This is a genomic window from Salinifilum ghardaiensis, assembly GCF_054491345.1.
Genome location: NZ_CM137101.1, coordinates 2022345 through 2045755 on the forward strand (window position 1 = coordinate 2022345; position 23411 = coordinate 2045755).

General features: G+C 74.0%; 26 protein-coding genes. 9 read left to right on the forward strand and 17 right to left on the reverse strand.

The features are described 5' to 3' along the window. Positions 1-150 precede the first annotated feature (150 nt). Together ACVGV0_RS09140 and ACVGV0_RS09145 are read left to right on the forward strand one after the other, a co-directional pair. Entirely contained in the window at positions 151-1293 is a 1143-nt protein-coding gene (locus ACVGV0_RS09140; RefSeq protein WP_459159439.1) for a lantibiotic dehydratase C-terminal domain-containing protein, read from the forward strand. Between the two features lie 14 nt (positions 1294-1307). Then, positions 1308-1466 (forward strand): hypothetical protein, encoded by a 159-nt coding sequence (locus ACVGV0_RS09145; RefSeq protein WP_459159440.1) that lies wholly within the window; start codon positions 1308-1310, stop codon positions 1464-1466. A gap of 20 nt (positions 1467-1486) precedes the next feature. Here the strand turns inward: ACVGV0_RS09145 and ACVGV0_RS09150 are convergent, their stop codons facing one another. The 3 genes from ACVGV0_RS09150 to ACVGV0_RS09160 all read right to left on the reverse strand — a co-directional run bounded on the left by ACVGV0_RS09150 (position 1487) and on the right by ACVGV0_RS09160 (position 3756). Beyond that, positions 1487-2380, reverse strand: a complete 894-nt coding sequence (locus ACVGV0_RS09150) for an NAD(P)-dependent oxidoreductase (protein ID WP_459159441.1) — start codon at positions 2378-2380, stop codon at positions 1487-1489. A 98-nt stretch (positions 2381-2478) separates the two neighbouring features. Further along, complete coding sequence (locus ACVGV0_RS09155; protein WP_459159442.1) at positions 2479-2961, reverse strand: TSCPD domain-containing protein; 483 nt, start codon at positions 2959-2961, stop codon at positions 2479-2481. A gap of 183 nt (positions 2962-3144) precedes the next feature. Further along, positions 3145-3756 carry a TetR/AcrR family transcriptional regulator gene (locus tag ACVGV0_RS09160; RefSeq protein WP_459159443.1) on the reverse strand — a complete coding sequence of 204 codons (612 nt, stop codon included), beginning with the start codon at positions 3754-3756 and terminating at the stop codon, positions 3145-3147. A gap of 346 nt (positions 3757-4102) precedes the next feature. On the opposite strand from ACVGV0_RS09160, the gene ACVGV0_RS09165 reads away from it, so the two are divergent. Further along, entirely contained in the window at positions 4103-5449 is a 1347-nt protein-coding gene (locus tag ACVGV0_RS09165) for a carboxypeptidase regulatory-like domain-containing protein (protein WP_459159444.1), read from the forward strand. A gap of 115 nt (positions 5450-5564) precedes the next feature. Here the strand turns inward: ACVGV0_RS09165 and ACVGV0_RS09170 are convergent, their stop codons facing one another. Next, positions 5565-5747, reverse strand: a complete 183-nt coding sequence (locus ACVGV0_RS09170) for a hypothetical protein (RefSeq protein ID WP_459159445.1) — start codon at positions 5745-5747, stop codon at positions 5565-5567. Positions 5748-5976: 229 nt separating this feature from the next. Here ACVGV0_RS09170 and ACVGV0_RS09175 point away from each other — a divergent pair, with 229 nt between their 5' ends. The 4 genes from ACVGV0_RS09175 (at position 5977) to ACVGV0_RS09190 (ending at position 9100) form a co-directional block, all read left to right on the forward strand. Further along, positions 5977-6756, forward strand: a complete 780-nt coding sequence (locus tag ACVGV0_RS09175; RefSeq protein WP_459159446.1) for an enoyl-CoA hydratase-related protein — start codon at positions 5977-5979, stop codon at positions 6754-6756. A gap of 121 nt (positions 6757-6877) precedes the next feature. Further along, the gene (locus tag ACVGV0_RS09180) at positions 6878-7462 is read left to right on the forward strand and encodes a type 1 glutamine amidotransferase domain-containing protein (protein WP_459159447.1); all 585 of its coding nucleotides are present in this window, start codon (positions 6878-6880) and stop codon (positions 7460-7462) included. Between the two features lie 225 nt (positions 7463-7687). Next, on the forward strand, positions 7688-8767 hold the full coding sequence (locus ACVGV0_RS09185; protein WP_459159448.1) for a VIT1/CCC1 transporter family protein: 1080 nt from the start codon (positions 7688-7690) through the stop codon (positions 8765-8767). A 156-nt stretch (positions 8768-8923) separates the two neighbouring features. Then, positions 8924-9100, forward strand: coding sequence for a hypothetical protein (locus ACVGV0_RS09190; RefSeq protein WP_459159449.1), 177 nt, complete (start codon positions 8924-8926; stop codon positions 9098-9100). Positions 9101-9587: 487 nt separating this feature from the next. Here the strand turns inward: ACVGV0_RS09190 and ACVGV0_RS09195 are convergent, their stop codons facing one another. The 5 genes from ACVGV0_RS09195 to ACVGV0_RS09215 form a co-directional block, all read right to left on the reverse strand. Then, entirely contained in the window at positions 9588-10103 is a 516-nt protein-coding gene (locus ACVGV0_RS09195) for a lytic polysaccharide monooxygenase auxiliary activity family 9 protein (RefSeq protein WP_459159450.1), read from the reverse strand. 266 nt (positions 10104-10369) lie between these two features. After that, a complete protein-coding gene (locus ACVGV0_RS09200) occupies positions 10370-11278 on the reverse strand; it encodes a spermidine synthase (protein ID WP_459159451.1) in 909 nt (302 codons plus the stop codon). Between the two features lie 105 nt (positions 11279-11383). Next, positions 11384-12244 carry a sugar phosphate isomerase/epimerase family protein gene (locus tag ACVGV0_RS09205; RefSeq protein WP_459159452.1) on the reverse strand — a complete coding sequence of 287 codons (861 nt, stop codon included), beginning with the start codon at positions 12242-12244 and terminating at the stop codon, positions 11384-11386. Between the two features lie 71 nt (positions 12245-12315). Further along, positions 12316-13338 carry a Gfo/Idh/MocA family protein gene (locus ACVGV0_RS09210; protein ID WP_459159453.1) on the reverse strand — a complete coding sequence of 341 codons (1023 nt, stop codon included), beginning with the start codon at positions 13336-13338 and terminating at the stop codon, positions 12316-12318. Between the two features lie 154 nt (positions 13339-13492). Then, positions 13493-13660 carry a hypothetical protein gene (locus ACVGV0_RS09215; protein WP_459159454.1) on the reverse strand — a complete coding sequence of 56 codons (168 nt, stop codon included), beginning with the start codon at positions 13658-13660 and terminating at the stop codon, positions 13493-13495. 221 nt (positions 13661-13881) lie between these two features. Here ACVGV0_RS09215 and ACVGV0_RS09220 point away from each other — a divergent pair, with 221 nt between their 5' ends. Next, on the forward strand, positions 13882-14106 hold the full coding sequence (locus ACVGV0_RS09220) for a hypothetical protein (protein ID WP_459159455.1): 225 nt from the start codon (positions 13882-13884) through the stop codon (positions 14104-14106). Between the two features lie 99 nt (positions 14107-14205). Further along, on the forward strand, positions 14206-14970 hold the full coding sequence (locus ACVGV0_RS09225) for an IclR family transcriptional regulator (protein ID WP_459159456.1): 765 nt from the start codon (positions 14206-14208) through the stop codon (positions 14968-14970). Here the strand turns inward: ACVGV0_RS09225 and ACVGV0_RS09230 are convergent. The 8 genes from ACVGV0_RS09230 to selA all read right to left on the reverse strand — a co-directional run bounded on the left by ACVGV0_RS09230 (position 14955) and on the right by selA (position 23165). Further along, positions 14955-15431: a universal stress protein gene (locus tag ACVGV0_RS09230; protein ID WP_459159457.1), complete on the reverse strand. Its 477-nt coding sequence runs from the start codon at positions 15429-15431 to the stop codon at positions 14955-14957. The genes ACVGV0_RS09225 and ACVGV0_RS09230 overlap by 16 nt on opposite strands. Next, the gene (locus ACVGV0_RS09235; RefSeq protein ID WP_459159458.1) at positions 15431-16297 is read right to left on the reverse strand and encodes an SDR family NAD(P)-dependent oxidoreductase; all 867 of its coding nucleotides are present in this window, start codon (positions 16295-16297) and stop codon (positions 15431-15433) included. The genes ACVGV0_RS09230 and ACVGV0_RS09235 overlap by 1 nt, the downstream gene beginning before the upstream one ends. Before the next feature lie 167 nt (positions 16298-16464). Beyond that, the gene (locus ACVGV0_RS09240) at positions 16465-16854 is read right to left on the reverse strand and encodes a hypothetical protein (protein ID WP_459159459.1); all 390 of its coding nucleotides are present in this window, start codon (positions 16852-16854) and stop codon (positions 16465-16467) included. 108 nt (positions 16855-16962) lie between these two features. Further along, on the reverse strand, positions 16963-17919 hold the full coding sequence (locus ACVGV0_RS09245) for a phytoene/squalene synthase family protein (protein ID WP_459159460.1): 957 nt from the start codon (positions 17917-17919) through the stop codon (positions 16963-16965). Between the two features lie 120 nt (positions 17920-18039). Beyond that, positions 18040-18960 carry a non-homologous end-joining DNA ligase gene (gene ligD, locus ACVGV0_RS09250; protein WP_459159461.1) on the reverse strand — a complete coding sequence of 307 codons (921 nt, stop codon included), beginning with the start codon at positions 18958-18960 and terminating at the stop codon, positions 18040-18042. A gap of 2 nt (positions 18961-18962) precedes the next feature. Then, entirely contained in the window at positions 18963-20012 is a 1050-nt protein-coding gene (gene ku / locus ACVGV0_RS09255; RefSeq protein ID WP_459159462.1) for a non-homologous end joining protein Ku, read from the reverse strand. A gap of 89 nt (positions 20013-20101) precedes the next feature. After that, on the reverse strand, positions 20102-21865 hold the full coding sequence (gene selB / locus ACVGV0_RS09260; protein WP_459159463.1) for a selenocysteine-specific translation elongation factor: 1764 nt from the start codon (positions 21863-21865) through the stop codon (positions 20102-20104). A gap of 10 nt (positions 21866-21875) precedes the next feature. Then, entirely contained in the window at positions 21876-23165 is a 1290-nt protein-coding gene (gene selA, locus ACVGV0_RS09265) for an L-seryl-tRNA(Sec) selenium transferase (RefSeq protein WP_459159464.1), read from the reverse strand. Positions 23166-23411: the final 246 nt, after the last annotated feature.

The window sequence follows — 23411 nt, forward strand, 5'->3', positions numbered from 1 at the left end:
CCCCACGACGCCTTCGAGATCGACGACGAGGTCGGTGAGGCGCCGCCGCGCGGCACCGACGAACCGGCGTGACAGCGCCCCCGGCCGGCGGGGACGCGCAGGTGCCCCGCCGCGGCGCGCGCGCCGCGGCGAGCGCACGGGAGAGGCGGCATGAACGGTGCCGAGTGGCGCAGCACGCACGTGCACTACCACGCCTCGCTCGACGAGCTGGCGCTGCGCGCGGTCCGTCCCCTGCTGCGGCAGTTGCGCACGGACAGCGACATCGCCGCGGTGTACTGGCAGCGGCACTGGCGCCGCGGTCCGCACCTGCGGGTCAACGTGCGCGCGAGGCCGGAGCTGCACCGCGGTCGCGTCCGTCGGCGCGTCGCGGAATGCCTCGCCGGGTACCTGGACCGCTTCCCCTCGCGCAGCGCGCTCGACCCGGCGTCCTCGCGCGCGTGGCACACCGAGCTCGCCTGGTGGGAGGGTGAGACCGCGCCGCTGTGGCCGTGGATGCCGGACAACACCATCCGCGAGGCGGGTCACGACGACGGTTCCGCGGTGCTGGGCGGGGAACTGGCCGAGCTGACCGTCGCCTCCTGCGTGGACACCAACGACCTCGCCTTCACCGCCCTCGAGCAGCACCCCGCCCACGAGGGCCGCTGCGCGCACGCCTTCGACCTGCTCGCCGCGACCGCGCACGTCGCGTGCGGGCTGGGTGTCGAGTGGGGATTCACCGCGTTGCGGGCCGAAGCGGAAACCGTGCGCACCTTCGCCGGCGGAGCTGCGCTGTCGGCGTCGTGGCGCGAGATCGGCGCCGCCGACGCGGAGTGGTACCGCGCGCGCCTGCACCGGCTCGTCGTCGCGCTCGACCACGGCGACCTGAGCGATTTCCCCCTGGTGCGGCGGTGGCTCGCGCACTGCAGCACCTACCGCCCCCACATCGACAGCTGCGTCCACAGCGGCCTGCTGCGACCTCCGCAGCGCTTCGGCGGTCAACGCGCCGGGCGCGGTCACGGCGCCTCCGGCCTGCTGCTGCGGCGAGGAGTGCGCGGCTGCGGCTTCCGGAGCGCGGTGCGCAGCACGTGGTTCGCCACGTACCGGGTGCTGCTGCACCTGACCGATGTCCACCTCGGACGGATCGGGTTGAGCGCGCTCGACCGGCTGCGCGTGTGCCACCTCGTCGCCTCGGCCGTGGAGTCGGTCCACGGCACGTCGCTGCCCGAGGCGCTGCACCGGTTACCCGGACGCAGCGATGCCGCGGCCATGCTGGGCCGGGCGCTGTCCGGGCCCGGTGCGAGTCCGGTGCGGTGAGCGGTGCACCACTCGTGACGGCGCGAGCTCGTCCGGCCCGCACCGCCGTCGCCGCGGTCGAGACGAACCGCGGTGCGGTGGAACTCCACGGGCGCCTCGGCTTCCAGATCGTCGGCACGGTGCTCGGCGCGTTCCAGCTGCGACTTCTCCGAGCAGTGAGGCACGCGCCGTGAGACGGCCCCGGCGCAGGCCCTCACTGCAGCCGGTGCCCGGAACGCTTCTCCGCGATGCGCACCACGGCGCTGTGGTCGAGGTCGGCACCGCCGTCCTCGACGAGTTCGGCCATCATCTCGGCGGCTTGCTCGAAGACCCGGTTGTCGGCGACCCCCTCGGTCAGCTCCCGGATGATGTCGATGTCCTTGAGGTGCGTGCGCGCCGCGCCACCGAGCGAGAAGTCGCGCTGCAGCATGCGTTCGCCGTGCAGGTCGAGCACGCGGCTGGCCGCGTAGCCGCCCTGCAGCGCTTCCCGCACGCAGGCGGGATCGGCGCCCAACGCCGAGGCGGTGACCAGCGCTTCGGCCACGGTGGCGAGGTTCGCGGCCACGACCATCTGGTTGCACGCCTTGGCCACCTGCCCCGCGCCCGGGCCGCCGCAGACGACCAGCCGGCCCGCGACCGCCCGCAGCACCGCATCGGCAGCGTCGAGGTCGTCCTGCGCACCTCCGGCCATGACCGACAGGTTGCCGTCCCGGGCCGCCGCGGGGCCGCCGGAGACCGGGGCGTCGACCGCGGCGCACCCGCGCCTGCGCAACTCCGCGGCGAGGTCCGCCGAGTCCCGCGGTGCGCAGGTGCTCGTGTCGACCAGCACGAACTCGTGCAGGCCGGAGTCCTGCAGGCCGTTCGCGTCGAGGCAGGCCGCGCGCACCTCCGGCCCCGACGGCAGCGAGGTGACGATGACCGGACGTTCGGAGACGGACTCGACCAGTGCGGGAACGTCCGGCACGACGTGCACGCCGCGCTCGGCCGCGGCCTCGCGGGTCGACGCGCTGCGGGAGGTGGCCGCGGTGGCGATGCCGCACTCCGCCAGCCGTTGCGCCAGCGCCGTTCCCATCGGGCCGAGCCCGACGACCCCCACCGATGCCGTCACGCCGTGCTCCTTCCTCCCGGGACGATCTCCCGGGCACGTTAGCGGGACGCGGCGCCGACGTCACGGGGACGGCCCAGGGCGGTGCGGTCCCGGCGGGCTCAGGCGGAGGTCTCGCCGCCGGCTTCGCCGCTGCTGCGGATGCCGAGGCGGGAGCGGGTGGGGAAGTCGAGGTGGTCCAGTGCGATGCGGCGGAACACGTAGTCGGGCACGCTGCGCGCGCGGGGGATGTCCGGATCGGACACCGGCCCGGCCGGGGCGAAGGACATGCCGACGTACTGGCGGACGTAGTGCTCGAGCGAGACCCCGTGCTGCAGGCCGAGGGTGACCGCGCTGCACAGGCCGCTGAGGAAGCCGTTGACGGACTGGTGGTCCCACGTGCTGTCGGGTGCCGGTTCGATGCCGGCCCACACCTCGCCGAGAGCGCCGTCCGGGTAGGCGTTCGTGGTCAGCCTCCCGAGGTGGCCGGCGATGGTGAACTCGCGCGTGTACCCGCGGCGGCGGCGCGGCGCGTGGCGGCGCCGGGTGCCGAGGTCCATCGGGATGAGCCTGCGGGTGTCGCGGGTGCCGACGGGGCGGGACATGCCGCGGGGCGCTCCTTCGGTTCGGTGTCGGGTCGTGGTGCCGTGGCACGCAAGGTACAGCAGCGCACCGCCGGTGCGGCGCACCGGCCCCGGGTGTCGCGTCCCGTGTGGACGTTCACGACCGCGCGGCGGTCGGGGCGCTCGCTCCCGGACGCGCGGTTGCCGGCGCGTCCGCGGGCGGGGTCAGGACGGCGGGCGCAGTCCCCGGTGGAGGTGCTCGAAGAGCTCGTCGAGGTAGTCGCGCGCGCCGCGCTCGGAGTCGCTCTGGCCCTGGCACTGCACCGCGGTGCGCAGAGCCGTCATGGCCACCCCGCCGGTGAGGTTCACGTAGGGGTCCGTCCGGTCGCGCCCGAGCCGGTGCGCCAGGCCGTCGATGACGGTCGCTTCGAGCGCGCGGGAGGAGGTGATCACGCGGGGGAGCAGCTCCGGGTGCTCGCGCAGCACGCGTGTCTGGTCGCGCCAGGTCGGCCCGGCCATCGCGCTGTCCACGGCCTCGGCCAGCACGGTGTGCAGCACGGTCAGCGGTTCCTGCTCGGCCGGGGCGGCGGGGATGCGGTCGGCGACGCAGGCGAGGATGTCGTCGTCCCACGGGACGAGGACCTCCTCCTTGGCCGCGAAGTAGTTGAAGAAGGTCCGCGGGGAGACGTCGGCTCGCGCGCAGATGTCGTCGACGGTGACCGACTCCGGGCCGTGATCGCGGAACAGGCCGATCGCGGCCTGCCGGAGGGCTTCCCGGGTGGCGCGCTTCTTGCGCTCGCGCAGCCCCCCGGGTGACGCGCCTGCGGGGTGTGACATGGCCATCCCTCCGACTGCTCCGGCGGTGCTGCGTGCGACGTGCGGGGCCGTTGCGCCGGATGGTAGAGCCCGCCTCCCGCGGGTGCGGACCCGGCATCCGTGCGTTCCTGCATTTTTGCATCGACTGCAGAAATCAGTTAGTCTGACTAAGCAAGGAGCACGGGGGGTCCGGCGACGTGCGCCCACCATCGGTGGGGACGCGGTCACCGGCAGCGCGGCACTGCTGCCGCCCTGGCGCATGTCCGCCCCGTCCCGCATCGCCGGAGCTCACGCGCAGCCCGCGAGCAGCGCAGCTCGGGGCGACCGGTCGTTGCACGCAGATCCGTTCCACAGATCAGGAGGCTTGTTGGCTGCGGAAGAGTCGCGCCAGTGGGTGCGCACGGCGCGAGCGCTGACCTCGGCACTGTGGTTCCCGCTGTTCTTCATCCTCGGGTTCCTGGTGTTCTACCTGCTGCCGTTCCACGCCCCGTCGCCGCACCACATGCCGGTGGCGGTCGTCGGTGACCAGGCGGCGGCCCAGCTGGAGGTGCAGCTGGACCAGAAGATGCCCGACGGGGTGGACGTCAGCGCGGTGCCCTCCGAGCAGGACGCCCGGCAAGCGGTGCAGGACCGGGACGTGGTCGCGGCCTACGACCCGGCCGACGGGCAGCTGTTCTACGGCAAGGCCAACGGCCAGGCGCTGATGCAGTTCACCCAGAAGATCTTCAGCCCCGTGGCCGCAGCGACCGGGCAGCAGCTGCAGCTCACCGACCTCGCGCCGACGGCAGCGGGCGACGTGATGGGCACGGGCCTGTTCTACTGCCTGATGGCGCTGAACATCCCGCCGTACATCACCGTGATGATGCTGCTGCGGGCCGAGGTCGGCACCCGGCAGAAGCTCCTGTCCATCGTCGGCGTCGGGATCTTCGCCGCGGTGGCCGCCTACGTCTTCGCGGTCAGCACCAACGTCATCCCGAACCAGCCGCTGACGTTCATCCCGATCGCGTTCATGCTCACGCAGGCCATCGGGTGGACCGCCTTCGGACTCGTCCCCCTGGTCAAGCAATTCATCCCCGCGGTGGCCATCGGCCTGTTCGTGCTGCTGAGCATCCCGTCCTCCAGCGGCGCGATCCCGAAGGAGCTCGTGCCGGAGTTCTTCCAGTTCCTGCACAACCTCCTGCCGCTGGGCCAGGCGGTGGACGCGATGCGGGGCATCTTCTACTTCGGCGGCTCCGGTGCCGCCCCCGCGGTCTGGGGACTCGTCGCGTGGTGCGCGATCGGCGTCGCGCTCGTGTCCGGCACCCAGTGGTGGCAGCACCGCAAGAAGGCCGAGGACCCCGAGGCCGTGGACACCGGCGGGACCTACGAGCACGAGGAGGAGCCCTCGGAGGCGGTCGCCGACCCGTCGGTGGTGCCCCCGCGGCCCGCGCACCACCGCACGCTGGCCGGCACGGTCCGCGACACCGCGGCGACGGCGGTGCCCGGCGCCGTCGTCACCGTCACCGACAGCAGCGGGGCGCAGCTCGCCCGCGTCACCAGCGACGCCGACGGCACCTACGAGGTGCACGACCTGCCGGACCAGCACGTCACCGTCGTGGTCGCCGCCCAGGGCATGCGCCCGCTGGCCGACCGGGTCGCCGTTCGCCCCGGGCGCACCGCCGGCTACGACTTCGCGCTGCAGCCGGCGGGGAAGGCGGCCGCGCAGCTCCAGTAGCGGGCGGTCCGGGACACCCCTGCAGGTGATCACGCGGCGCGCCGCTGCCGGAACCGGCAGCGGCGCGCCGCACGCGCGTGCGGCGCCGCACGTCGACCTCCCCGCCCGGCGGGCCTCACTCCTGAGCGAGGTGCTGGAAGAAGGTCACCAGCGCGGAGCCGATGGTGCGGACCAGGCTCAGCAGGGCTTCCCACCCGTTGCGCACCACCCCGGCGGCGTTGACCGGGTCGCGCACCACAAGGAAGCCGACGACGAGCACGGCGAGGACGACGATCACCACAACACCCTTGCGGTCCACCGGATCAACCCTCCGAGTCAGCGGCGATCAGACCGAGATGCGCGTGCGAGCCTACCCGGCCGCCCCGGAGGTGCGGTGGCGACCGGCGGGCACGGCGCGCCCGAACGCGTCGAACGCGGCACGCCGGACGTTCCGCCCGCCGTCGCGTTCCTTCAACGGCCGCGGGCGATGTGCGAGGCTTGCCGTGGCACGTGCGGTCCACCACACGCATCCACCGGAGGCGACGAACATGAGCAGCACGTCGTGGCAGCACATCCGGGTCGAGCACACCGACCCCGCGGTCCGCATCACCATGGACCGGCCGCAGCGCCGCAACTCGCTGACCGGCGAGCACCTCGCCGAACTGCGCGCAGCGTTCCAGCAGGCGGGCGAGACCAAGGCCGCGGGCATCGTGCTGGCCGGTGCGGGGCCGGTGTTCAGCTCCGGGCACGACTTCGCCGACCTGGCCGAGCGGGACCACCAGGAGACCCGCGAGATGTTGCGCTCGTGCACCGAGCTGATGCGCACCGTCCAGTCCGTCCCGCAGGTGGTGGTGGCCCGCGTGCACGGGCTGGCGGTGGCCGCCGGGTGCCAGCTCGTCGCCTCCTGCGACCTGGCCGTGGCCGGCGAGTCGGCCGGGTTCGCGCTGCCGGGCGGCAAGGGCGGCTGGTTCTGCCACACCCCGGCCGTGCCGGTGGCGCGCAACATCGGCCGCAAGCGGCTGATGGAGATGGCCCTGACCGGCGACGCGATCGACGCCGCCACCGCCGCCGACTGGGGGCTGGTCAACCGCGTCGTCGCCGATGACGCGCTCGACGACGCGGTCGACGAGCTGCTCGCCCGCGCCACCCGCGGGAGCCGGCGCAGCACCGCGCTCGGCAAGCAGGTGCTCTACGCCCAGCTCGACCGGCCGGAGGAGGACGCCTACGCGATCGCGCTGGAGGCCATGGCCGCCTCCTCGCAGACCCCCGAGGGACGCGAGTCCATGCAGGCGTTCGTGGACAAGCGCCCCCCGGCGTTCCCGGAGTGATCCGCGTCCGCTCCCGCACCGCGGGCACGTTTGCCGCTGCCGCAGCAGCGGGAACCTCCAGCACGGACCTCCGCGGGCGCGGCAGGTGCGCCCGCGCGATCCGAGCGCGCAAGGAGGAGCAGTGGCAACGACGCTGGAAGGAAAGCGCGTGGCGTTCCTCGTCGCCACCGAAGGAATCGAACAGGTGGAGCTGACCACGCCGTGGAACGCGGTGCGGGAAGCCGGTGCCGCCACGGAGCTGCTGTCCACCCGCTCCGGCACCGCGCAGGCCTTCCACCACCTGGACAAGGCCGACCTGTTCGCCGTGGACACCGTGGTCTCCGAGGCCGATCCCGACCGCTACGACGGGCTCGTGCTCCCGGGCGGCGTGGCCAACCCGGACGCGCTGCGGCGCGATCACTCCGCCGTGTCGTTCCTGCGCACCCTGTTCGAACAGGGCAAGCCGGTCGCGGCGATCTGCCACGCGCCGTGGATGCTCGTCGAGGCCGATGTCGTGCGCGGCCGCGAGGTGACCTCGTACCCCAGCCTGGCCACCGACCTGCGCAATGCCGGGGCCACCTGGGTGGACCGCGAAGTGGTCACCGACCGCGGGCTGGTCACCAGCCGCACGCCGGACGACCTCGCCGCCTTCGACGCGAAGGTGGTCGAGGAGATCGCCGAAGGCGTGCACGGCCAGCGGGTGGTCGGCCAGGCCGCGTCCGGCTGACGCGTCCGGCTGGCGCGGCCGGGGAACGGCGTGGTGCCGGAGGTGGAATACGCCCCCGGCGCCGCGCGTTGCACCCCGCGGCAACCGCCGCTGGGCCGAAGGGTCACAGCCGGATATTGGGCGCCGCCGTCACACGCCGCGCACGGTTCGACTCCGTCGGTTGCCGCTGGTCGACGCGCCGCGCCCGCGCTGGTCCGCCCGCCCGGGCGCTGCCACTCTGGGCCCGTGCCCGAGCCTTCCCCGCACGCCGCCGGCCCGCGGACACTGCGCCGCTGGCGGCGCCGACTCGGCTATGAGCGCGCCGAAGCCGCCGTCTACCGGCAGCTCGCCGCCCGCAGCAGCGGCAGCGAACGCGACGTGCTGCTCGGGCTGGCCGAGGCGGAGGAGCGCCACGCCGCCCACTGGCGCGAGCTGCTCGGGGCGAAGGCCGCACCGGAGCCGCGCGCCGCGCTGCGCATGCGCGTGCTCGCGCAGCTGGCACGGGTGTTCGGCTTCGTGGTCGTCCTCGCCCTGGCGCAGCGCGCCGAGAAGCGCGCCTCCCGCGGTGCCGCCGAGGAGGCCGCACCGGAGATCGCCGCGGACGAGCGCGTCCACGAGGAGGTCGTGCGGGCGCTCGCGGCGCGCGGGCGTGAACGCCTCTCCGGCGCGTTCCGCGCCGCGATCTTCGGCGCCAACGACGGCCTGGTCAGCAACCTCGCGCTGGTGCTCGGCGTCGTCGGCGGGGGGCTGGCCGCGGACACGGTGCTGCTGACCGGGTTGTCGGGGCTGCTGGCCGGGGCGTTGTCCATGGCGGCGGGGGAGTTCGTGTCGGTGCGCTCGCAGCGCGAACTGCTCGCGGCCACCGCGCCGGACGCGCAGGCCCGTTCCGCCGTGCCGCACCTCGACGTCGACACCAACGAGCTCGCCCTCGTCTACCGCGCCCGCGGCATGGACGGCGAAGCGGCGCAGCGCAAGGCGGACGCGGTGCTGACCGGCGGTTCCGGCGCGGCCTCGCCCGCCGACATCGCCCAGGACGACGGGCACGAGGTCGTCGGCACCGGCGTGCGCGCCGCCGTCACCAGCTTCGGCACGTTCGCCTGCGGGGCGTTCGTCCCGGTGCTGCCCTTCGCCGTCGGGGCCGCGGGGTGGCCCGCGGTGCTCAGCGCGGTCGTGCTCGTCGGTATCGCGCTGCTGGGCACCGGTGCCTGCGTGGGGGTGATCTCCGGTGCCTCACCGGTCACGCGCGCGCTGCGGCAGTTGGCGATCGGGTTCGGGGCCGCCGGGATCACCTACGCGCTCGGCCTGTCCTTCGGGGCCGTCGGGTGAGATGCGCTCCTCCCATCCACATCGGACCTGTGCGGCAGGTGCGGTGCCGCCGCTCCGGCGGTCACCGCCGATTCCGACATGGCGCGAAAGTCCGCTGTGTCGCGAACTTGACCGGATCAGAACGCACGTGCGAGCTTGCCCCATCCGTTGTTGTGCGTGGGACCTGAGAGCGAGCAGCTGGCGATGGTGTACGCGAGTCGGGACATGTTCGAGGTCGACGAAACGGCGGCCCCCGCCGTGCTCGGTGCCGAGGAGGAGGACGAGGAGATCGTCGAGGAGGTCGCCGAGCAGGAGCCCCCGGTGGCCGAGCAGGGGGCGGACCCGTCCGAGTAGCGGTCCCCGGCCGCCGCGCGTGAGGAGGCGCCACCGGATTCGGCCGCCTCGTTCGCGGTTCTCCCGATCGCTGCCGGTGCCCGCGGCAAAGGTTGCGGGCATGTGCGCATGATCGCGATCCGAATCACATTTCACGGTGCGTCCGGCACGATAGCCGGATGATCTTGGTCGTGCTGCCGGCAGCGGTGTCCTCGTGCGCGCGTCGTTGTGGTGCTCTCCCGCGGGGGCGGCGGACGCTCGATCGGGCGTCCCGCGCGGGGGTGGCGGAGCATCCTCGGTGGGAGGCGCCCGGTGGGCGCGGTCCGGTGCCCGCCGCCGAGGAGTGCCCGCAGGGAGGGGCGCACGCGCCGATCCCGCTGCAGGGCGATGAGGGCAGGATCTGCGCCAAGTGCGGGCAGGCCTGCTGATGCGGCCGTGTTCGCGGCCGCGGCCTGCGCCCGCAGCGGCCGCGCCGCCGGGCGGGCGCAGTCCGGGCGGGCGGTTCGGGTCACGCGGCGCCGACGACGACGTCGGTGCAGGCGTAGAACGCGTTGCTCGTGTCGGCGATGTTCCACACCGCCAGCACGGTGCGCTCTCCCCGGTGGTCGCTGAGGTCGACGGTGTGCGAGACGTGGTCGCCGGGTTTGGCCCCGCCGTCGTCGAACTCGGCGACCTTGGTGCCGTCCACGTAGTACTCCCAGGTGCTGGTGGCGTGCGCGGCGGTGATCGACCAGTTGAACTCGGCGGTCTCGCCGACCGGCGTGGACTGCCAGTCCTTGCTGTCGTCGTCGAGCTCGGCGAACCGCTCGTTGCCGCCGCTGCAGCTGCGCAGCCCCTTCGGTCCCTCGACGCTCTGCGGCTCCCACTGGATGCTCCCGCAGTCGACCGCGCCGGCGGCGCACTGCGCCTGCCGGCTGGGCGGGTCGGAGACGTAACCGTGCGCGCTGGCCGTGCCGGAGCCGAACGTGACGAGCAGCGGGGCGACGGCAGCGCTGATGGCGGCGATCTTCGCGGTGGAGCGCATGTTTCTCCCGAGTCGGTCGACCCCTCCCGCGGAGGCGCGGGAGGGGTGCTGAGAATTCCCGTGCGGCGCGGATTTCCGCGTCGCGAGGCGACGACTCTAGGGAGGGGGCGGGCGGGGGGTCAACGAAACGGGGAAAGACGGCAGGCGCCCGGCAAAACTGCCGCGACCGAGGGGGAACACCGGCAATACCGGGAAATTCCTCGGATTCGGGTGCACGCGGCCGCGCCGGTGCACCCGAGCGCTCGCCCCGCGGCGGAGCCCGCGCGTCAGGTGCGCAGGACCATGGGCACGTGCGTGGCGCTGAACAGGGCGGGGTCGTCCATCGTCCGCGGCCGGTAGCGCAGCTCGGCCAGCCGCCGCCGCATGCGCGCCACCGGATCGGTGAGCGCGTCGTCGCGGCCGAGCATGATGGCTCCCCACGGCTGTTCGTCGGCGCGGAAGTACACCCGGGTGCCGAAGACCTCGCCGAAGCGCTGCCACGGTCGCACCAGGCTCGCAGCGGAGTCCGCTGTGGGCAGACTCAGGTAGGGGCGGCTGACGTGCGTGCTGATCACGCCTCCCGGCGCCAGCAACCGCTGGCACTCGCGCAGGAAGTCCGCTTCGTAGAGCGCGTTGTGCGGCAGGTCCAGCTCTTCCTGCTCCTCCGGGAGGTCGAGCACGATCACGTCGTAGCGCGCTCCGGGGGAAGCGGAGCGCACGAAGTCCGCGCCGTCCTGGTAGTGCAGGCGGACGGGGCCGTCACCGGCCTCGGCGGCGCGCACCTCCTCGGGCGTGAACCCGTACGGCAGGTGTTCCGCGCAGATGCGCACGCACTCCGGGTCGATGTCGACGTGGTCGACCTGCGCACCGGATTCGGCGGCGATCTGCGAGACGGTCCCCTCGCTGCAGCCGATCACCAGCACCCGGTCGAGGCGCTCGGCCAGCAGCATCGCCGGCACGAGCTCCGCCTCGTGGAAGGCGAGCTGGCCGATCTCGGCGCTCTGCGGGTTGTCGTCGCAGAAGAGGGTGGTCCCCAGCAGGGTCCGGGCGACGAGCACCTGCTGGTAGGGGGTGGACCCCTCGTGGAGCACCTCGTGCAGCCGCCAGAGGTCGCGCACGTCGTCGCGGACGGGTTCCGTAAGCCAGCGCGTGTTCAACTGCACCACCAATCGGTCACCGATACCGTCATCTGTCACCACGTACCGTACCGACCTGCCGGTGTCTGCTGGATCACAGGTCCTGCGGATGCGCTGCCCCGGGGTGCACTGTCCGCAGCGGACAGTGCACCCCGGGGCAGCGGTTCACGAGAGGTGCTTCGCCACGTAGTCGCCGATCGTCTCGCGCATGTACAGCGAGGACTCGCGGGCGCGCTCCTCCCAGGCGAACACGCACGCCACCAGCGTGCCGTCGAAGCCGATGCCGGACAGCGCGCGGAAGAACTCCTCCCAGTCCACTTCGCCCTGGCCGATGTCCAGGTGCTGGTGGATGCGGGCGGTCGACCACGGCGGGTTGACGATGTAGCGCTTGCCGGAGGAGGCGGTGTGGTCGAACGTGTCCGCGATGTGCGCGTGCGTCAGCAGCGGCCCCGCGTGCTCGATGATGCCCGGGGCGTCGTTGCCCATGTGGAACGTGTGCGGCGTGCAGTAGAGGAACTCCACGTTGGGCGAGTTGATGCCGCGGATGAGGTCGACCGCGGCGCGCCCCTCCTCGATGAAGTCGTCCGGGTGCGGTTCGAGGCGCAGCGTGATGCCCTCGCGCTCGAACAGCGGCAGCAGCTCTTCCATGGACCGCCAGAAGCAGGCCTCGCTGCGGGCCGGCTCCTCGGGGCGGCCGTTGAACTCGGAGACCATGACGTCGGCGCCGAGCTTGCTGGTGATGTCGATGGCGCGCTTCCAGTAGCGCACCGCGGCCTCGCGGGAGTCCTCGTCCGGGCCGGACCACCGGTACAGCGGCAGCACGGAGCTAATCCCCACGCCGGCCGCGTCGAGCTCCCGGCGGAAGGCGCGCAGCGTGGCGTCGTCGATGCGCGCGTGCTCGAAGAACGGCAGGACGTCGTCGCGCGGGGAGAGCTCGATCCACTCGTAGCCGAGCTCGGCCACGAGCCGTGGCAACTCCAGCAGCGGGGTGAAGCGGAACATGTGCGGGTCGAGTGCGATCTTCATTGCGGACCTCGCGTCAGTGGTGCTGGTACGGCGGGGGCGAGCGCCCCGGGGTGCGGGCGCGGTGGGGAGTCTCAGGCCGCGTAGAGCTTGGGCATCTCACCGAGGGAGACGGGCACGCGTTCACCGCTGGCCTGGGCGCGCACGCCGGCGGCGCAGGCCGCCGCGGCGGCGTAGCCGTCCCAGGTGCTGGCCGCGCCTTCGACGACCTCGCCGTGCTGGGCGGCCTCGACCCAGCGCTGGACCTCCAGGTCGAAGGCCTGCCCGAACCGCTCGGGGAAACCGGCCGGCACCGATCCGCCCCAACCGTCGCGGGTGTGCCGGACGAGCCCGGATTCGGCGCCGATGCGGGCGGTGCCGTCCTCGCAGACGGCTTCGCAGCGCACCTGGTAGCCGAAGCGGCAGTTGACGAAGATCTCCACGGTGGCCAGCGCGCCCTCGACGGTTTCGATCGTGACCAGCTGCGGGTCGGTCAGGCCGGGGGCGGCGCGGGTGCTGCGCCCCGGAGCGCGGACGGACATGGCGCTGATCTCGGAGTCGAGCAGCCAGCGGACGGTGTCGACCTCGTGCACCACCGAGTCGTAGATCATCATCTCGTCGGTGAACTCGGGGGGTGTGGCCGCGTTGCGATGCGTGCAGTGCAGCAGCAGCGCCTCGCCGAGCTCGCGGTCGCGGAGCACCTGCTTGAGGTGGGCGTACTCCGCGTCGAACCGGCGCATGAAGCCGAGCTGGATCAGCCTCCGGCCGGTGTCGGCCTCGGCGGCGACGATCCGCTGGGCCGACTCGGCGTCCGGGGTGAGCGGTTTTTCGCAGAGCACGGGAATGCGGTGCTCGAGCGCGGCGAGCAGCAGCGGTTCGTGCGCGTGCCCCGGCGAGGCGATGACCACGGCGTCCACGTCGGCGGAGGTGATCACGTCGCTGGGGTCGGTGGTCACGCGCGCCCCGGTGTCCGCGGCGGCGGCGCGCGCCCGGTCGGCATCGGGGTCGCCGACCACGGCGAGCCGGGCCCCGCTGATGCGTTCGTGGATGCGCCGCGCGTGGTCGGCACCCATCCGGCCGGCTCCGATGAGTCCGATGCGCACGTCGTGCTCGCTCATGCCTACCTCCCTGGGACGCTCCCGGGTGTGACTCCCATCGCCCGGGTGCGGCCAGTGTTTCCGGGGCACGAGGCACGTGTCAATACTTGGTCCTGACATAAGGACTTTTTGTTCGGGTGGCGCGGGAACGCTGCTCCGGCCGGGGCGCGGCGGGTCAGCTCAGCATCCGCGCCAGGAACCACCCGATGCGGCTGACCCGGCGCACCCGCGGCCGATCGGCCACCCCGTGCACCTCCCACTGCTGTCCGCACTCCGGGCAGCGCCACAACCCCATGCGCGAGGTGTCCACCTCGCACGGATGTCCTCGGCGTCCGCGTCTCATCGCTTTCCTCGCGCTCGGTTCGTCCCTGGTCCGATCCCACCACAGCTGCGGCTCGCCGAGGGTGCTCATCACTCGAAGTGACCGCCCGCTCTCGCCCGGACGGTGGGGCCGAGCGGTGGGCGGTCACGGCGCGTCCGGGACTTTTTCCCGTGTGCCGCGGCGGCCGCTCGGCATACCGTCGTCACCGGACGCAGCCGCACCGCGACGGAAGGTGATCGATCGTGCAGCCCCGGGAGTCCGCCGCCACACCGCGACCGCGCGAGAGCGCCGATGCCGCCCCCACGGTCGCCGACCTGGTCGAGGAGATGGAGCGGCGTTGGCAGGAGCTCGTCACGCTGCGCGTGAGCCCCGACATGTACGGCAGCGAAAGCCTCGACGGCCAGCTCTCCGAGCTCGAGCTGTGGCTGCTGCGCCTGCGGCAGGCGCGCCCCGACCACCACGGCTGACCTTCCGCGGACACGCCCGAGCGGGCGGCTGCGGAGCACTCCCTCCCGTCCACTACACTGTTCGAGATACCGAACGTTGTGAAGGAGTGGGGGAACGCCGTGGCCCGGTCCGTACCCGCCGTGGAACGCGCCTTCGACGTGCTCGAACTCTTCCTCGACGAGGCCGAGCTCAGCGCACCCGAGATCACCCAGCGCCTCGGCCTGCCCCGCACCACGGTGCACGAGCTCATCGGCACCCTCACCGCTCGCGGCTACCTCGCCCCCACCGCTCGGGACAGCAACCGGTTCGGCCTCGGCGTGCGCGGCTTCCAGCTCGGTTCGGCCTACCTCGAACGGCTCGACCTGGCCCGCGTCGGTCAGCGCGCCGCCGAGGACACCGCGGCGCAGTGCCACGAAACGGTGCACGTCGGAGTGCGCGACGGCGCCGAGGTGCTCTACATCGCCAAGGTCGACAGCAGCCACCCCGTCCGCATGGTCTCCGCGGTCGGGAGGCGGCTGCCGGCGCACTGCACCGCTCTCGGCAAGACCCTCCTCGCCGCGCTGCCCGCAGCGGAGGTCGACGCGCTCTGCGGCGAGGAGCCGCTGACCACCATGACCGCCAACAGCATCGCCGACCGCGAGTCCCTGCACCGGGAACTCGCCGCCGTCGCCGAGGCGGGCGTGGCCCGCGAGTACTGCGAGTCCAACGACGCCGTGGCCTGCGTGGCCGCCCCGGTCCGCGACCACCGGGGCACCGTCGTCGCCGCGCTGAGCATCTCCGTGCCGATCCTGCGGTGGAACGACGAGGCCGCGGCCACCTTCGTCGAGCTCGCCCGCAGCGGGGCCGCCGGACTCTCCGAGCAGCTCGGCTACCGGGCCGACTGATCCCCGCCGCCGGTCGTGCCCTGCCCGCGCACGATGACCACCGGCACCTTCGCGTGCTGGGCGCAGCGCTGGCTGACCGACCCCAGCAGCGCGCCGTAGAAGCTGCCGTGCCCCCGGCTGCCGACGACGAGCAGCTCCACCCCGGTGGCCTGGGAGGCGTCCAGCAGCACCTGCGCCGCGTGGCCGTGGTGGATCTCCCGGTCGATCGTCGCGCTCGTGCCCTCGTGCTCGACCTCGTCGACCGATTCGTTCATGCCCGTGCGCGCCGCTTCCTCGAAGTCGTCCGGCGGCATCGGGCCGCCTTCCCAGGAGTAGAAGGCGGGGAACTCCCACGCCCCCACGGCGCGCAGCCGCGCCCCGGTCGCCTCGGCCTGGCGAGCCGCCCAGCGCAGCGCCGCCTTCGCCGAGGGGGAGCCGTCCACCCCGACCACGATCGTGCCCGGACCACCAGCAGCTGCCATCAGACCTCCTCGCTCCGCGTGCTCCGTGCGGCGGTGCTCCCCTGCTGAGCCCGCCGGATGAGGTCGTCGGACACCTCCCGCAGCCGTGCGCGGGCGCCCGCGTCGTAGGCTTGGTCGAGCGCGCGGGCCTGCCGCACACCGTGGAAGTACTCCCCCGTGGTCCCGGCCAGCTCCGGGGCGAAGGCCAGGCGCCGCACCGCGTGCACCCCTTCGGACACGTCGCTGACCGGGCTGATCTCGGCCGCGCGCACCATGGGCGTGTTCATGTAGGTCGCCGGGTGCACCGCGTTGACCAGCACCCCGTGCGGCCGCAGCTCGTCGGCCAGGTCGAAGGTGCTCATGATCTGCGCCAGCTTGCTCTGGGCGTAGGCGCGCGACCCCGTGTAGCCGGTGGTCAGCAACGGGTCGTCGAAGTCGATCGGGCGCTGGCCGGCCGAGGCCACGTTGATGACCCGCGCCGGGGCGGAGGAGACGAGCAGCGGCTGCAGCAGCCGGGTGAGGTGGTACCCGGCGAGGTGGTTGACGGCGAAGCGCAGCTCGATGCCGTCGGCGCTCTCGGACCGCCCGCCGTCCGCGGGGCCGACCCCGGCGTTGTGGATGAGCACGTCCAACCGCGCGCACCGGTCGCGCACGGATCCGGCGAGCAGCTCCACCTCGTGCAACCGCGCCAGATCGGCCACCACCGCGTCCACGGCGTCCGCGCCCGCCGACCGCGCCAGCTCGTCGCGCACCGCGGCCGCGCGTTCGCGATCCCGCCCGTGCAGCACCAGCCGGGCACCGCTGCGGACGAGTTCCTCGGCCAGAGCGCGCCCCAGGCCGCTGGTCGCGCCGGTCAGCAGGACGGTGGGCGGTGCGGAAGAGGACACGGTCGCTCCCTCACGTCGCGGGGTGGCCTGCACGGCGGTCGCCCTCGTGCGCTGCCGGGCACGGGCAGCACCCACCAGTGTGCGGAGTGCGGCACCGCGTTGTCACCCGCGCCGGGCGGGCGTGTCCGCTCCCCGGTCGTTCCGCGACCCGCACCCGGCGCACGGGGTCACGGCCGCGGCGGATCGCTCTGCCGCGGGACTTCACCCGCCTCGGGCCGTTGACCGGTGTGCGGTTGCTCCTGCTCGTCCTGCAGCGCCTGCGCGGCGGCGTTGGAGCACGCACCGAGGTCCTCGGCAGCGGCGGCGGCCTGGTCCAGGGCCACCTGGCTGTCCGAGGGCTCGGTCCGGCCGACCGGGCGGCACCGCTGCGAGAGGCGGTCGAGTTGCCGCGACAGGCTCCGGCCAGCACCGGTGATGCTGTGCAGCGCCTCGCGCACCTGCGCCAGTTCCGCGGCCGAGAGCTCCCCGGCGGTGCGGTTCTCCAACCGGTGGCTCGCCTGCGCGAGCGCCTCCGCGCGGGCGTGCAGCTCGTGCCAGTCCGAAGCGCTTCCCGTCATCCTCGGCTTCCCCACGTCTCGCCACGTCGCACAACTCCTGCCATCTCGGCGAATACCCCGCTCAGCGGCCACTACACATCCGGGCGGCCGCCGGGCGGTGCGACGGCCTCACGCCGCGCCGAGGCGGAACAGCCCGGCGGCGCCGGCAGCGGGCAGCGCCACCCCCAGCCGGCGGGCGCGGGAAACGGTGACGCGCTGGGCGAACACCTGGTATCCGGAGCGGACGATTCCGTCGAGGATGTCGCCGTAGAGCGTGAACGCGGTGGCCACGCACGGCCGCGCGTGCGGCGCCAGCAAGCGGATCCCCGGTTCGGCCGCGCGGTAGCAGGCGTGCGCGCGGGCCACCTGGTCGGCCAGGGCGCGCCGCACCGGGCCGTCGGCGCGCCCGCGCCGCCGGCACCGCAGCAGCCGCTCCCGGTCCACCCCGAACGCGGCGAGCTCGTCCGCCGGCAGGTACAGCCGCCCCCGGTCGAGGTCCTCGGCGATGTCGCGCAGGAAGTTCGTCAGCTGGAACGCGTGGCCCAGCTGCTCGGCGTACGGCGCTGCCTCCGCGCGCGGGACGGACGTGCCGAGGATCGGCATGACCTGCAACCCGATCACCCCGGCCGAGCCGTGCATGTAGGCGTCCAGGCTCGCCCGCGTGGGGTAGTCCCGCACCGTCAGGTCCATGCGCATCGAGTGCAGGAAAGAGCGGAACAGCGCCACGTCCAGCTCGTAGCGCGCGGCCGCGTCGACCACCGCGGTCACGAGCGGATCGGCACCCCCACCGGCCGTCCAGGACTCGTCCAGCTCGCGCTCGACGCGCAGCAGCGCCTCCCGGCGCGCGGCGGGGGAGGCCTCCGGATCGTCGACGAGGTCGTCGACCCACCGCGCGAACCCGTACAGCGCGTGCACCATGGGGCGCCGCGCCGCGGGCAGCAGCCGCGTGGCCAGGAAGTAGGTGCGTCCGTGCGCTGCGTTGATCTCCCGGCACCGCAGGTACGCCGCGCGCAGCGACGGCCGGTCGATACCGGCGGCGCGCAGCTCGCGCAACGCTGTCGGTGAGCCCCCGGGTCGGCTGCCCATGAGCGTCATCACAGCACACGCGGCCGGTGCCGCGACGCGCGGTGCGACCTGCGGTGAACCCGGTCACGCCCGCCGCCGATCCACAGAGGACTCCTCGCGCGGGGGCCGCCGCCGGCGGCCTCACAGAGCGGTCGGCGCCTCGTGCAGGCCCTCGAACGGGTCCAGCCCCGAGTCGAGCCGCCGCAGCACCTGCTCCGCCGTGAACACCAGCTGGTGCGGCTCGCTGCACCGGTGGACCTCGGCCCACGTGACCGGCGTGGAGACCGTGGGGCGGGACCGCGCCCGCAGCGAATACGCGGCCACCGTCGCCGTGGCCGCGTTGTTCCGGCTCCAGTCGATGAACACCTTCCCGCGCCGCAGCTCGCGGGCCGCGGTGGCCACCACGTGCTCGGGGTGCTCGCGCGCCAAGCGCTGCGCCAGCTCCCGGGCGTAGTCGGCGGGCCGCGCCGCCTCCGCCACCGAGATCGGGCAGTACAGCTGCATCCCCGCGGACCCGCTCGTCTTCGGGAACGCCCGCAACCCGTCCGCGTGCAGCACGCGGTGCAACCGCTCGGCGATCCGGCAGCAGTCCACCACCGTGGCCGGATCGCCCGGGTCCAGGTCGAACACGAGCAGGTCCGGCAGGTGCCGCCGGCCGTCGCGTTCCACGGTCCACTGCGGCACGTGCAGCTCCAGCGCGGCCAGGTCCGCCGTCCAGATCAACGTGGGCAGGTCGTTGATGCGCACGTGGTGGTTCGTCGCCGAACCGGACCCGTCCGCGTCGCTGGTGACCGGCACCGCGTCCACCCACTCCGGCGCGCGGCTGCCGGTGTTCCGCTCGAAGAACGACGCACCGCCCACCCCGTCCGGCGCGCGGACCAGCGTCGCCGCGCGGTCGCGCACGTGCGGCAGCACGGCCTCCGCCGCGCGGTGGTAGTACGACAGCACGTCCCGCTTGCGGAAGCCGGCCGCCGGGTACAGCGGCTCGTCCGGGTTCGACAGGGTCAGGCGCACCCCGTCGACGTCGACGGTGACGTGGTGGGAGACCTCGGTGCCGGCCATGGTCACGGCACCCGCCGCGATCGGCCGCCCGCGTCCGCGGCGGCAACGGCCTGCTCCAGGTCTCCGCGGCTCATCTTCGACCGTCCCCGGATGCCCAGCTGCCGGGCGCGCTCGGCGAGATCGGACTTGCGCATGCCCGCCAGGTCCGGGCGGTGCGCCCCACCGGGCGCTCCGCGCGAACGCCCACCGGAGGAACTGGTCCCCGAGCGGCCGCGCGGCCCGTCCCGCGGTCCCGGCACCGGTCCCGAGCCCTCGCGGGACTCCTCGGTGCTGCGCCGCAGCGCCTCGTCGACGCTGCGCCGCAGCACCTCGCTCAGGTCGGTGACCTCCGTGGGCTCCGGCGGGCTCGCGGCCGGCGCCGGCGCGACGCCCCGGGCCTTCTCCACCAGCAGCTGCTCGACGCGCTCGGCGTAGGTGTCGGTGTAGTGCTCCGGTTCCCAGGCGCCCTTCATCGAGTCGATGATCATGCCGGCCATGCGCATCTCGTTGCCGCTGGGAACCGCCTCCGCCGCATCGCCGACGAGGCCGCCGGGATCGCGCACCTCCGCGGAGAAGTGCAACGTGTCCAGCGCCAGCACCGAGTCCTCCGCGCGCAGGGCGGTCAGGTACTGCTTGCCGCGCAGCACCACCGTGGCGATGCCGGCCTGGCCCGACGCCTGCAGCGCGCGCCGCAGCAGCGCGTACGGGCGCGCGTACGCGCCTCCGGTCGGCGCCAGCCAGTAGGTCCGCTGGAAGTACACCGGGTCGATCTCCGATACGGGCACGAAACGATCGATGTCGATCGCGCGGGACCGGCCCGGTGCGATCTCGTCCAGCTCGGACTGCTCGACGGTTACCACCACGTCGCCGATCTCACGGCCCTTCACGACGTCGCCGTAGTCCACCTCCTCGCCGGTGCGCTCGTTCACGCGCTTGAGCCGCACCCGGTCAGCGGTGTCGCGCACGTACTGGTGAAACTGGTTGCTGCGATCCTCGGTCGCGCTGTACAGGTCGACCGGGATCGTGACCAGCCCGAAGTTGATCGAACAGGTCCAGATCCTGCGCGGCGGCATGGCTTCCTCCCCTCGCCGCGACCAGCTCCCACCCCCACGATGCGCGCAGCACCGGCGAGATCGCAGTACCCGAAAGGGGACAGGGTCGGTTACGCGGAGCGCACCTGGTGGGTGCCGTCGGGCAGCGCCCGCGTCAACCCGCACCGGTCCAGGTGCTCCAGCAGCGGAACCACCACTCGCCGCGAGGTGTCCAGCGCCCGCCGCGCTTGGCTCGGCGTGAACGGCTGCTCCAGATCGGCCAGCAGGGCAGCGGCCTGCTCCGCGGACCGCGGCCCCAGCACCACGCCCGGCGCGAGCCGCACCAGCAGCCCGCCCCGCTCGGCCGCGGCCAGCTCGGCCTCACCGGCGCCGAGCTCGGCGAGCTCATCGCTGGTGGGGGAGCGGAACGGCCGTTCGGACAGCACGTCGCACACCCGCGCGGCCACCTCCCGCGCCGCCTGCGGCACCTCGTCGCGCGTGCGCAACCGCCCGCGCGCGAACACGACCCCCGCTTCGCGGGCCAGCTCGACGACCAGGTCGCGGTCCGGCAGGTCCAGCGCCCGGCGCGCCGCCTCCGACGCGAGACCGCCGTCGAGCGGGCGGCGCCGCTCGTGCTCGGCCACGTGCTCGGCCAGGCGTTCGGCCGCCTCCGCGCGGTACCGGGGATCCACCAGCCACGGGCCCGCGGTGTCCTCGCGCAGCTCGGGCGGCAGCGCCACACCCATGGCGCGCAGATCCGCCGCGCGCACGATGCGGCGGCGGCGCAGCTCCGCCCACGCGTCCGGTGAGCCGTTCGCGGTTTCCAGCGCGCGCGCCCGCTGCCGCGCGGCCCCGCGCCGCCGCAGCGCCGGAGGGGACACGTCCAACACGCACGCGCTGCCCGCGATCCGGTGCTGACCGGGGTCGCGCAGCACCACGCGGTCGCCGATCACCAGCGGCAGCGGTTCGCGCAGCTGCAACCGGGCCGTGTCCGCGCCCAGCGGACGCACCCGCGCCGCGAGCGAGGCCGTGCCCGCGTGCACCACCAGCTCCCGCGGCAGCTCCGCCACCGGCGCGCCCGCGACGCGCACGTCGACGGTGCCGGTCGACCACCACCGCCCGGGGGTGACCAGCGCGTGCCCGCGGCGGATCTCGTGGTGCTCGGCACCGCGCAGGTTCACCGCCACCCGCGCCGCCGCCACCACCTCCGCGCGGTCCTCGCCGAGCGCCTGCAAACCGCGGACGGTGACGGGGCGCTGCCCCGGGTGCAGCAGCAGGCGGTCACCCCGCCGCACGCGCCCCGCCGGCAGCGTGCCGGTCACCACGGTGCCCGCACCGCGCACGGTGAACGAGCGGTCCACCCAGATCCGCGCGGCCGCCTCCGCGTCCGGGCGGGGGAGCCGGTGCGCCAGCGCGTCCAGCTCCGCGCGCAGCTCGGCGAAGCCCTCGCCGGTGGCGCCGCTGACGGGGCACACCGGCAGGTCGGTCATCCCGGTGCCGGCGAGCTGCTCGCGCGCCTGCTGGGCCGCGGGCGCCGGATCGGCCAGGTCGCAGCGGGTGATCGCCACGAGCCCGTGCCGCACGCCCAGCGCGTGCAGCGCGTCCCGGTGCTCGCTGGACTGCGCCTGCCACCCCTGGTCGGCGGCGAGCACGAACAGCACCGCCGTCACCGGCCCCACCCCGGCGAGCATGTTGCCGACGAACCGCTCGTGCCCGGGGACGTCGACGAACGCGACCGCGCAGCCGTCGTCGAGGCCCGTCCAGGCGAACCCCAGGTCCAGCGTGAGCCCGCGCCGGTGCTCCTCGGCCCAGCGGTCCGGGTCGGTCCCGGTCAACCGGCGCACCAGCGTGGACTTGCCGTGGTCCACGTGCCCGGCGGTGGCCACGACGTGCATGTCCCTCACCTCAATCGCACGCGAGCACGGCCCGGCACAGCAGCTCGTCCTCGTCCTCGGGTACCGCGAACAGGTCCAGCACGCAGCGCCCCCGCTCCACGTGCCCCAGCACCGGGGGATCTGCTCCGCGCAGCGCCTTGCCGTAGCGTTCCGGCAGCGCCACCGACGCGCTCGGCAGCGCCACACCGGGAGCACCGCCCCCGCCGACGGTGGCCTCCGCGGACTCCGCGGTGGCCGGAACCCCCGCGGCCGACAGCGTCTCGGCCAACCGGTGCGCGCGCCGGTGCAGACTCTGCGGGTCCTGGTGCAGCATCGCCGAGACCGGGGGCTCCGGGCCGGAGATCGTGGCCTCCAACGCGGCCAGCGTCGTCTTGTCCACGCGCAGCGCCCGTGCCAGCGGGTGCGCGCGCAGGCGGCTGATCAGCCGGGCCTCGCCGAGCAGCAACCCCGCCTGCGGGCCGCCGAGGAGCTTGTCGCCGCTGGCGATGACGAGGTCCGCGCCCTGGCGCAGGAGGCCGCGCGCGTCGGGTTCGTCGCCGAGCACCGGATCCGGGTGCAGCAGGCCCGAACCGATGTCGGCGACCACCGGCACCTCCAGCTCGCGCAGCGCGGCCGGGGGCACCGAGGCCGTGAACCCGCGGATGACGAAGTTCGACGGGTGCACCTTGAGCACGAACCCCGTCCGCGGTCCCACCGCGGCCCGGTAGTCCTCCAGGCGCACCCGGTTGGTCGTGCCGACCTCGCGCAACCGGGCACCGGTGGACTCGAGCAGTTCGGGGATGCGGAAACCGTCGCCGATCTCCACCATTTCACCGCGCGCCAGCACGATCTCGCCGGAGCCGGCCAGCGCGGTCGCAGCCAGTGCGAGCGCCGCCGCGCCGTTGTTCACCACGTGCGCGTCCTCGGCCTCCGGCACCGCCCCGCGCAGCGCCGCGCGCACCGCGACCGCGCGACCGCCGCGATGACCCGTGTGCACGTCGAGCTCGACATCGCAGGTCGCGGCGACTTCGCCCATCGCCTGCACCGCCGCCTCCGACAGCGGGGCGCGGCCGAGGTTGGTGTGCAGCACGACGCCGGTGGCGTTGACGACGTGGCGCAGCTGCGTGGCCGCGCGCGGCAGGGCGGCGTGCACCGCGTCGAGCACCTCGTCGGGGTCGATCTCGCCGTCGCGGGCGCGCTGCTGCACGCGCTGCACCACGCTCTTGACCAGCGGCCGCCCGAGCCGGGCGATCGGCGCGGCCAGTTCCGGGGAGTGCAGCAGCCAGCCCGTTCCGGGGATCCGTCGGCGTTCGTCCGCCATGCACCGCACTATAGGCGGCGGGGGCAGGTCCGGTCGGAGGCCGACACGCCTCGTCGTGTCGGGCGGCGGGTGCGACAGGCACTTCGCACGGTCGTGTGGACCTCGCACTGCTCGGTCGAAAACGAGTTCGACATCGGGCACGCTCGGGTTGTGCCGTTGGCCGGAGGTGCGGTGCCCACCGCGCGGCGGTTGCGGGTTCTCGAGGTGTCCGCCGAGGACCGGATCGCCACGCGGCTCCCGGCCTTC

Excerpts from the sequence above, each read along its gene's own strand:
- ACVGV0_RS09140 (WP_459159439.1), top strand. The coding sequence starts at position 151 with ATGAACGGTGCCGAGTGGCGCAGCACGCACGTGCACTACCACGCCTCG.
- ACVGV0_RS09155 (WP_459159442.1), bottom strand. The coding sequence starts at position 2,961 with ATGTCCCGCCCCGTCGGCACCCGCGACACCCGCAGGCTCATCCCGATG.
- ACVGV0_RS09160 (WP_459159443.1), bottom strand. The coding sequence starts at position 3,756 with ATGTCACACCCCGCAGGCGCGTCACCCGGGGGGCTGCGCGAGCGCAAG.
- ACVGV0_RS09175 (WP_459159446.1), top strand. The coding sequence starts at position 5,977 with ATGAGCAGCACGTCGTGGCAGCACATCCGGGTCGAGCACACCGACCCC.
- ACVGV0_RS09195 (WP_459159450.1), bottom strand. The coding sequence starts at position 10,103 with ATGCGCTCCACCGCGAAGATCGCCGCCATCAGCGCTGCCGTCGCCCCG.
- ACVGV0_RS09205 (WP_459159452.1), bottom strand. The coding sequence starts at position 12,244 with ATGAAGATCGCACTCGACCCGCACATGTTCCGCTTCACCCCGCTGCTG.
- ACVGV0_RS09210 (WP_459159453.1), bottom strand. The coding sequence starts at position 13,338 with ATGAGCGAGCACGACGTGCGCATCGGACTCATCGGAGCCGGCCGGATG.
- ACVGV0_RS09215 (WP_459159454.1), bottom strand. The coding sequence starts at position 13,660 with ATGAGACGCGGACGCCGAGGACATCCGTGCGAGGTGGACACCTCGCGC.
- ACVGV0_RS09230 (WP_459159457.1), bottom strand. The coding sequence starts at position 15,431 with ATGGCAGCTGCTGGTGGTCCGGGCACGATCGTGGTCGGGGTGGACGGC.
- ACVGV0_RS09240 (WP_459159459.1), bottom strand. The coding sequence starts at position 16,854 with ATGACGGGAAGCGCTTCGGACTGGCACGAGCTGCACGCCCGCGCGGAG.
- ACVGV0_RS09245 (WP_459159460.1), bottom strand. The coding sequence starts at position 17,919 with ATGGGCAGCCGACCCGGGGGCTCACCGACAGCGTTGCGCGAGCTGCGC.
- ligD (WP_459159461.1), bottom strand. The coding sequence starts at position 18,960 with ATGGCCGGCACCGAGGTCTCCCACCACGTCACCGTCGACGTCGACGGG.
- ku (WP_459159462.1), bottom strand. The coding sequence starts at position 20,012 with ATGCCGCCGCGCAGGATCTGGACCTGTTCGATCAACTTCGGGCTGGTC.
- selB (WP_459159463.1), bottom strand. The coding sequence starts at position 21,865 with ATGCACGTCGTGGCCACCGCCGGGCACGTGGACCACGGCAAGTCCACG.
- selA (WP_459159464.1), bottom strand. The coding sequence starts at position 23,165 with ATGGCGGACGAACGCCGACGGATCCCCGGAACGGGCTGGCTGCTGCAC.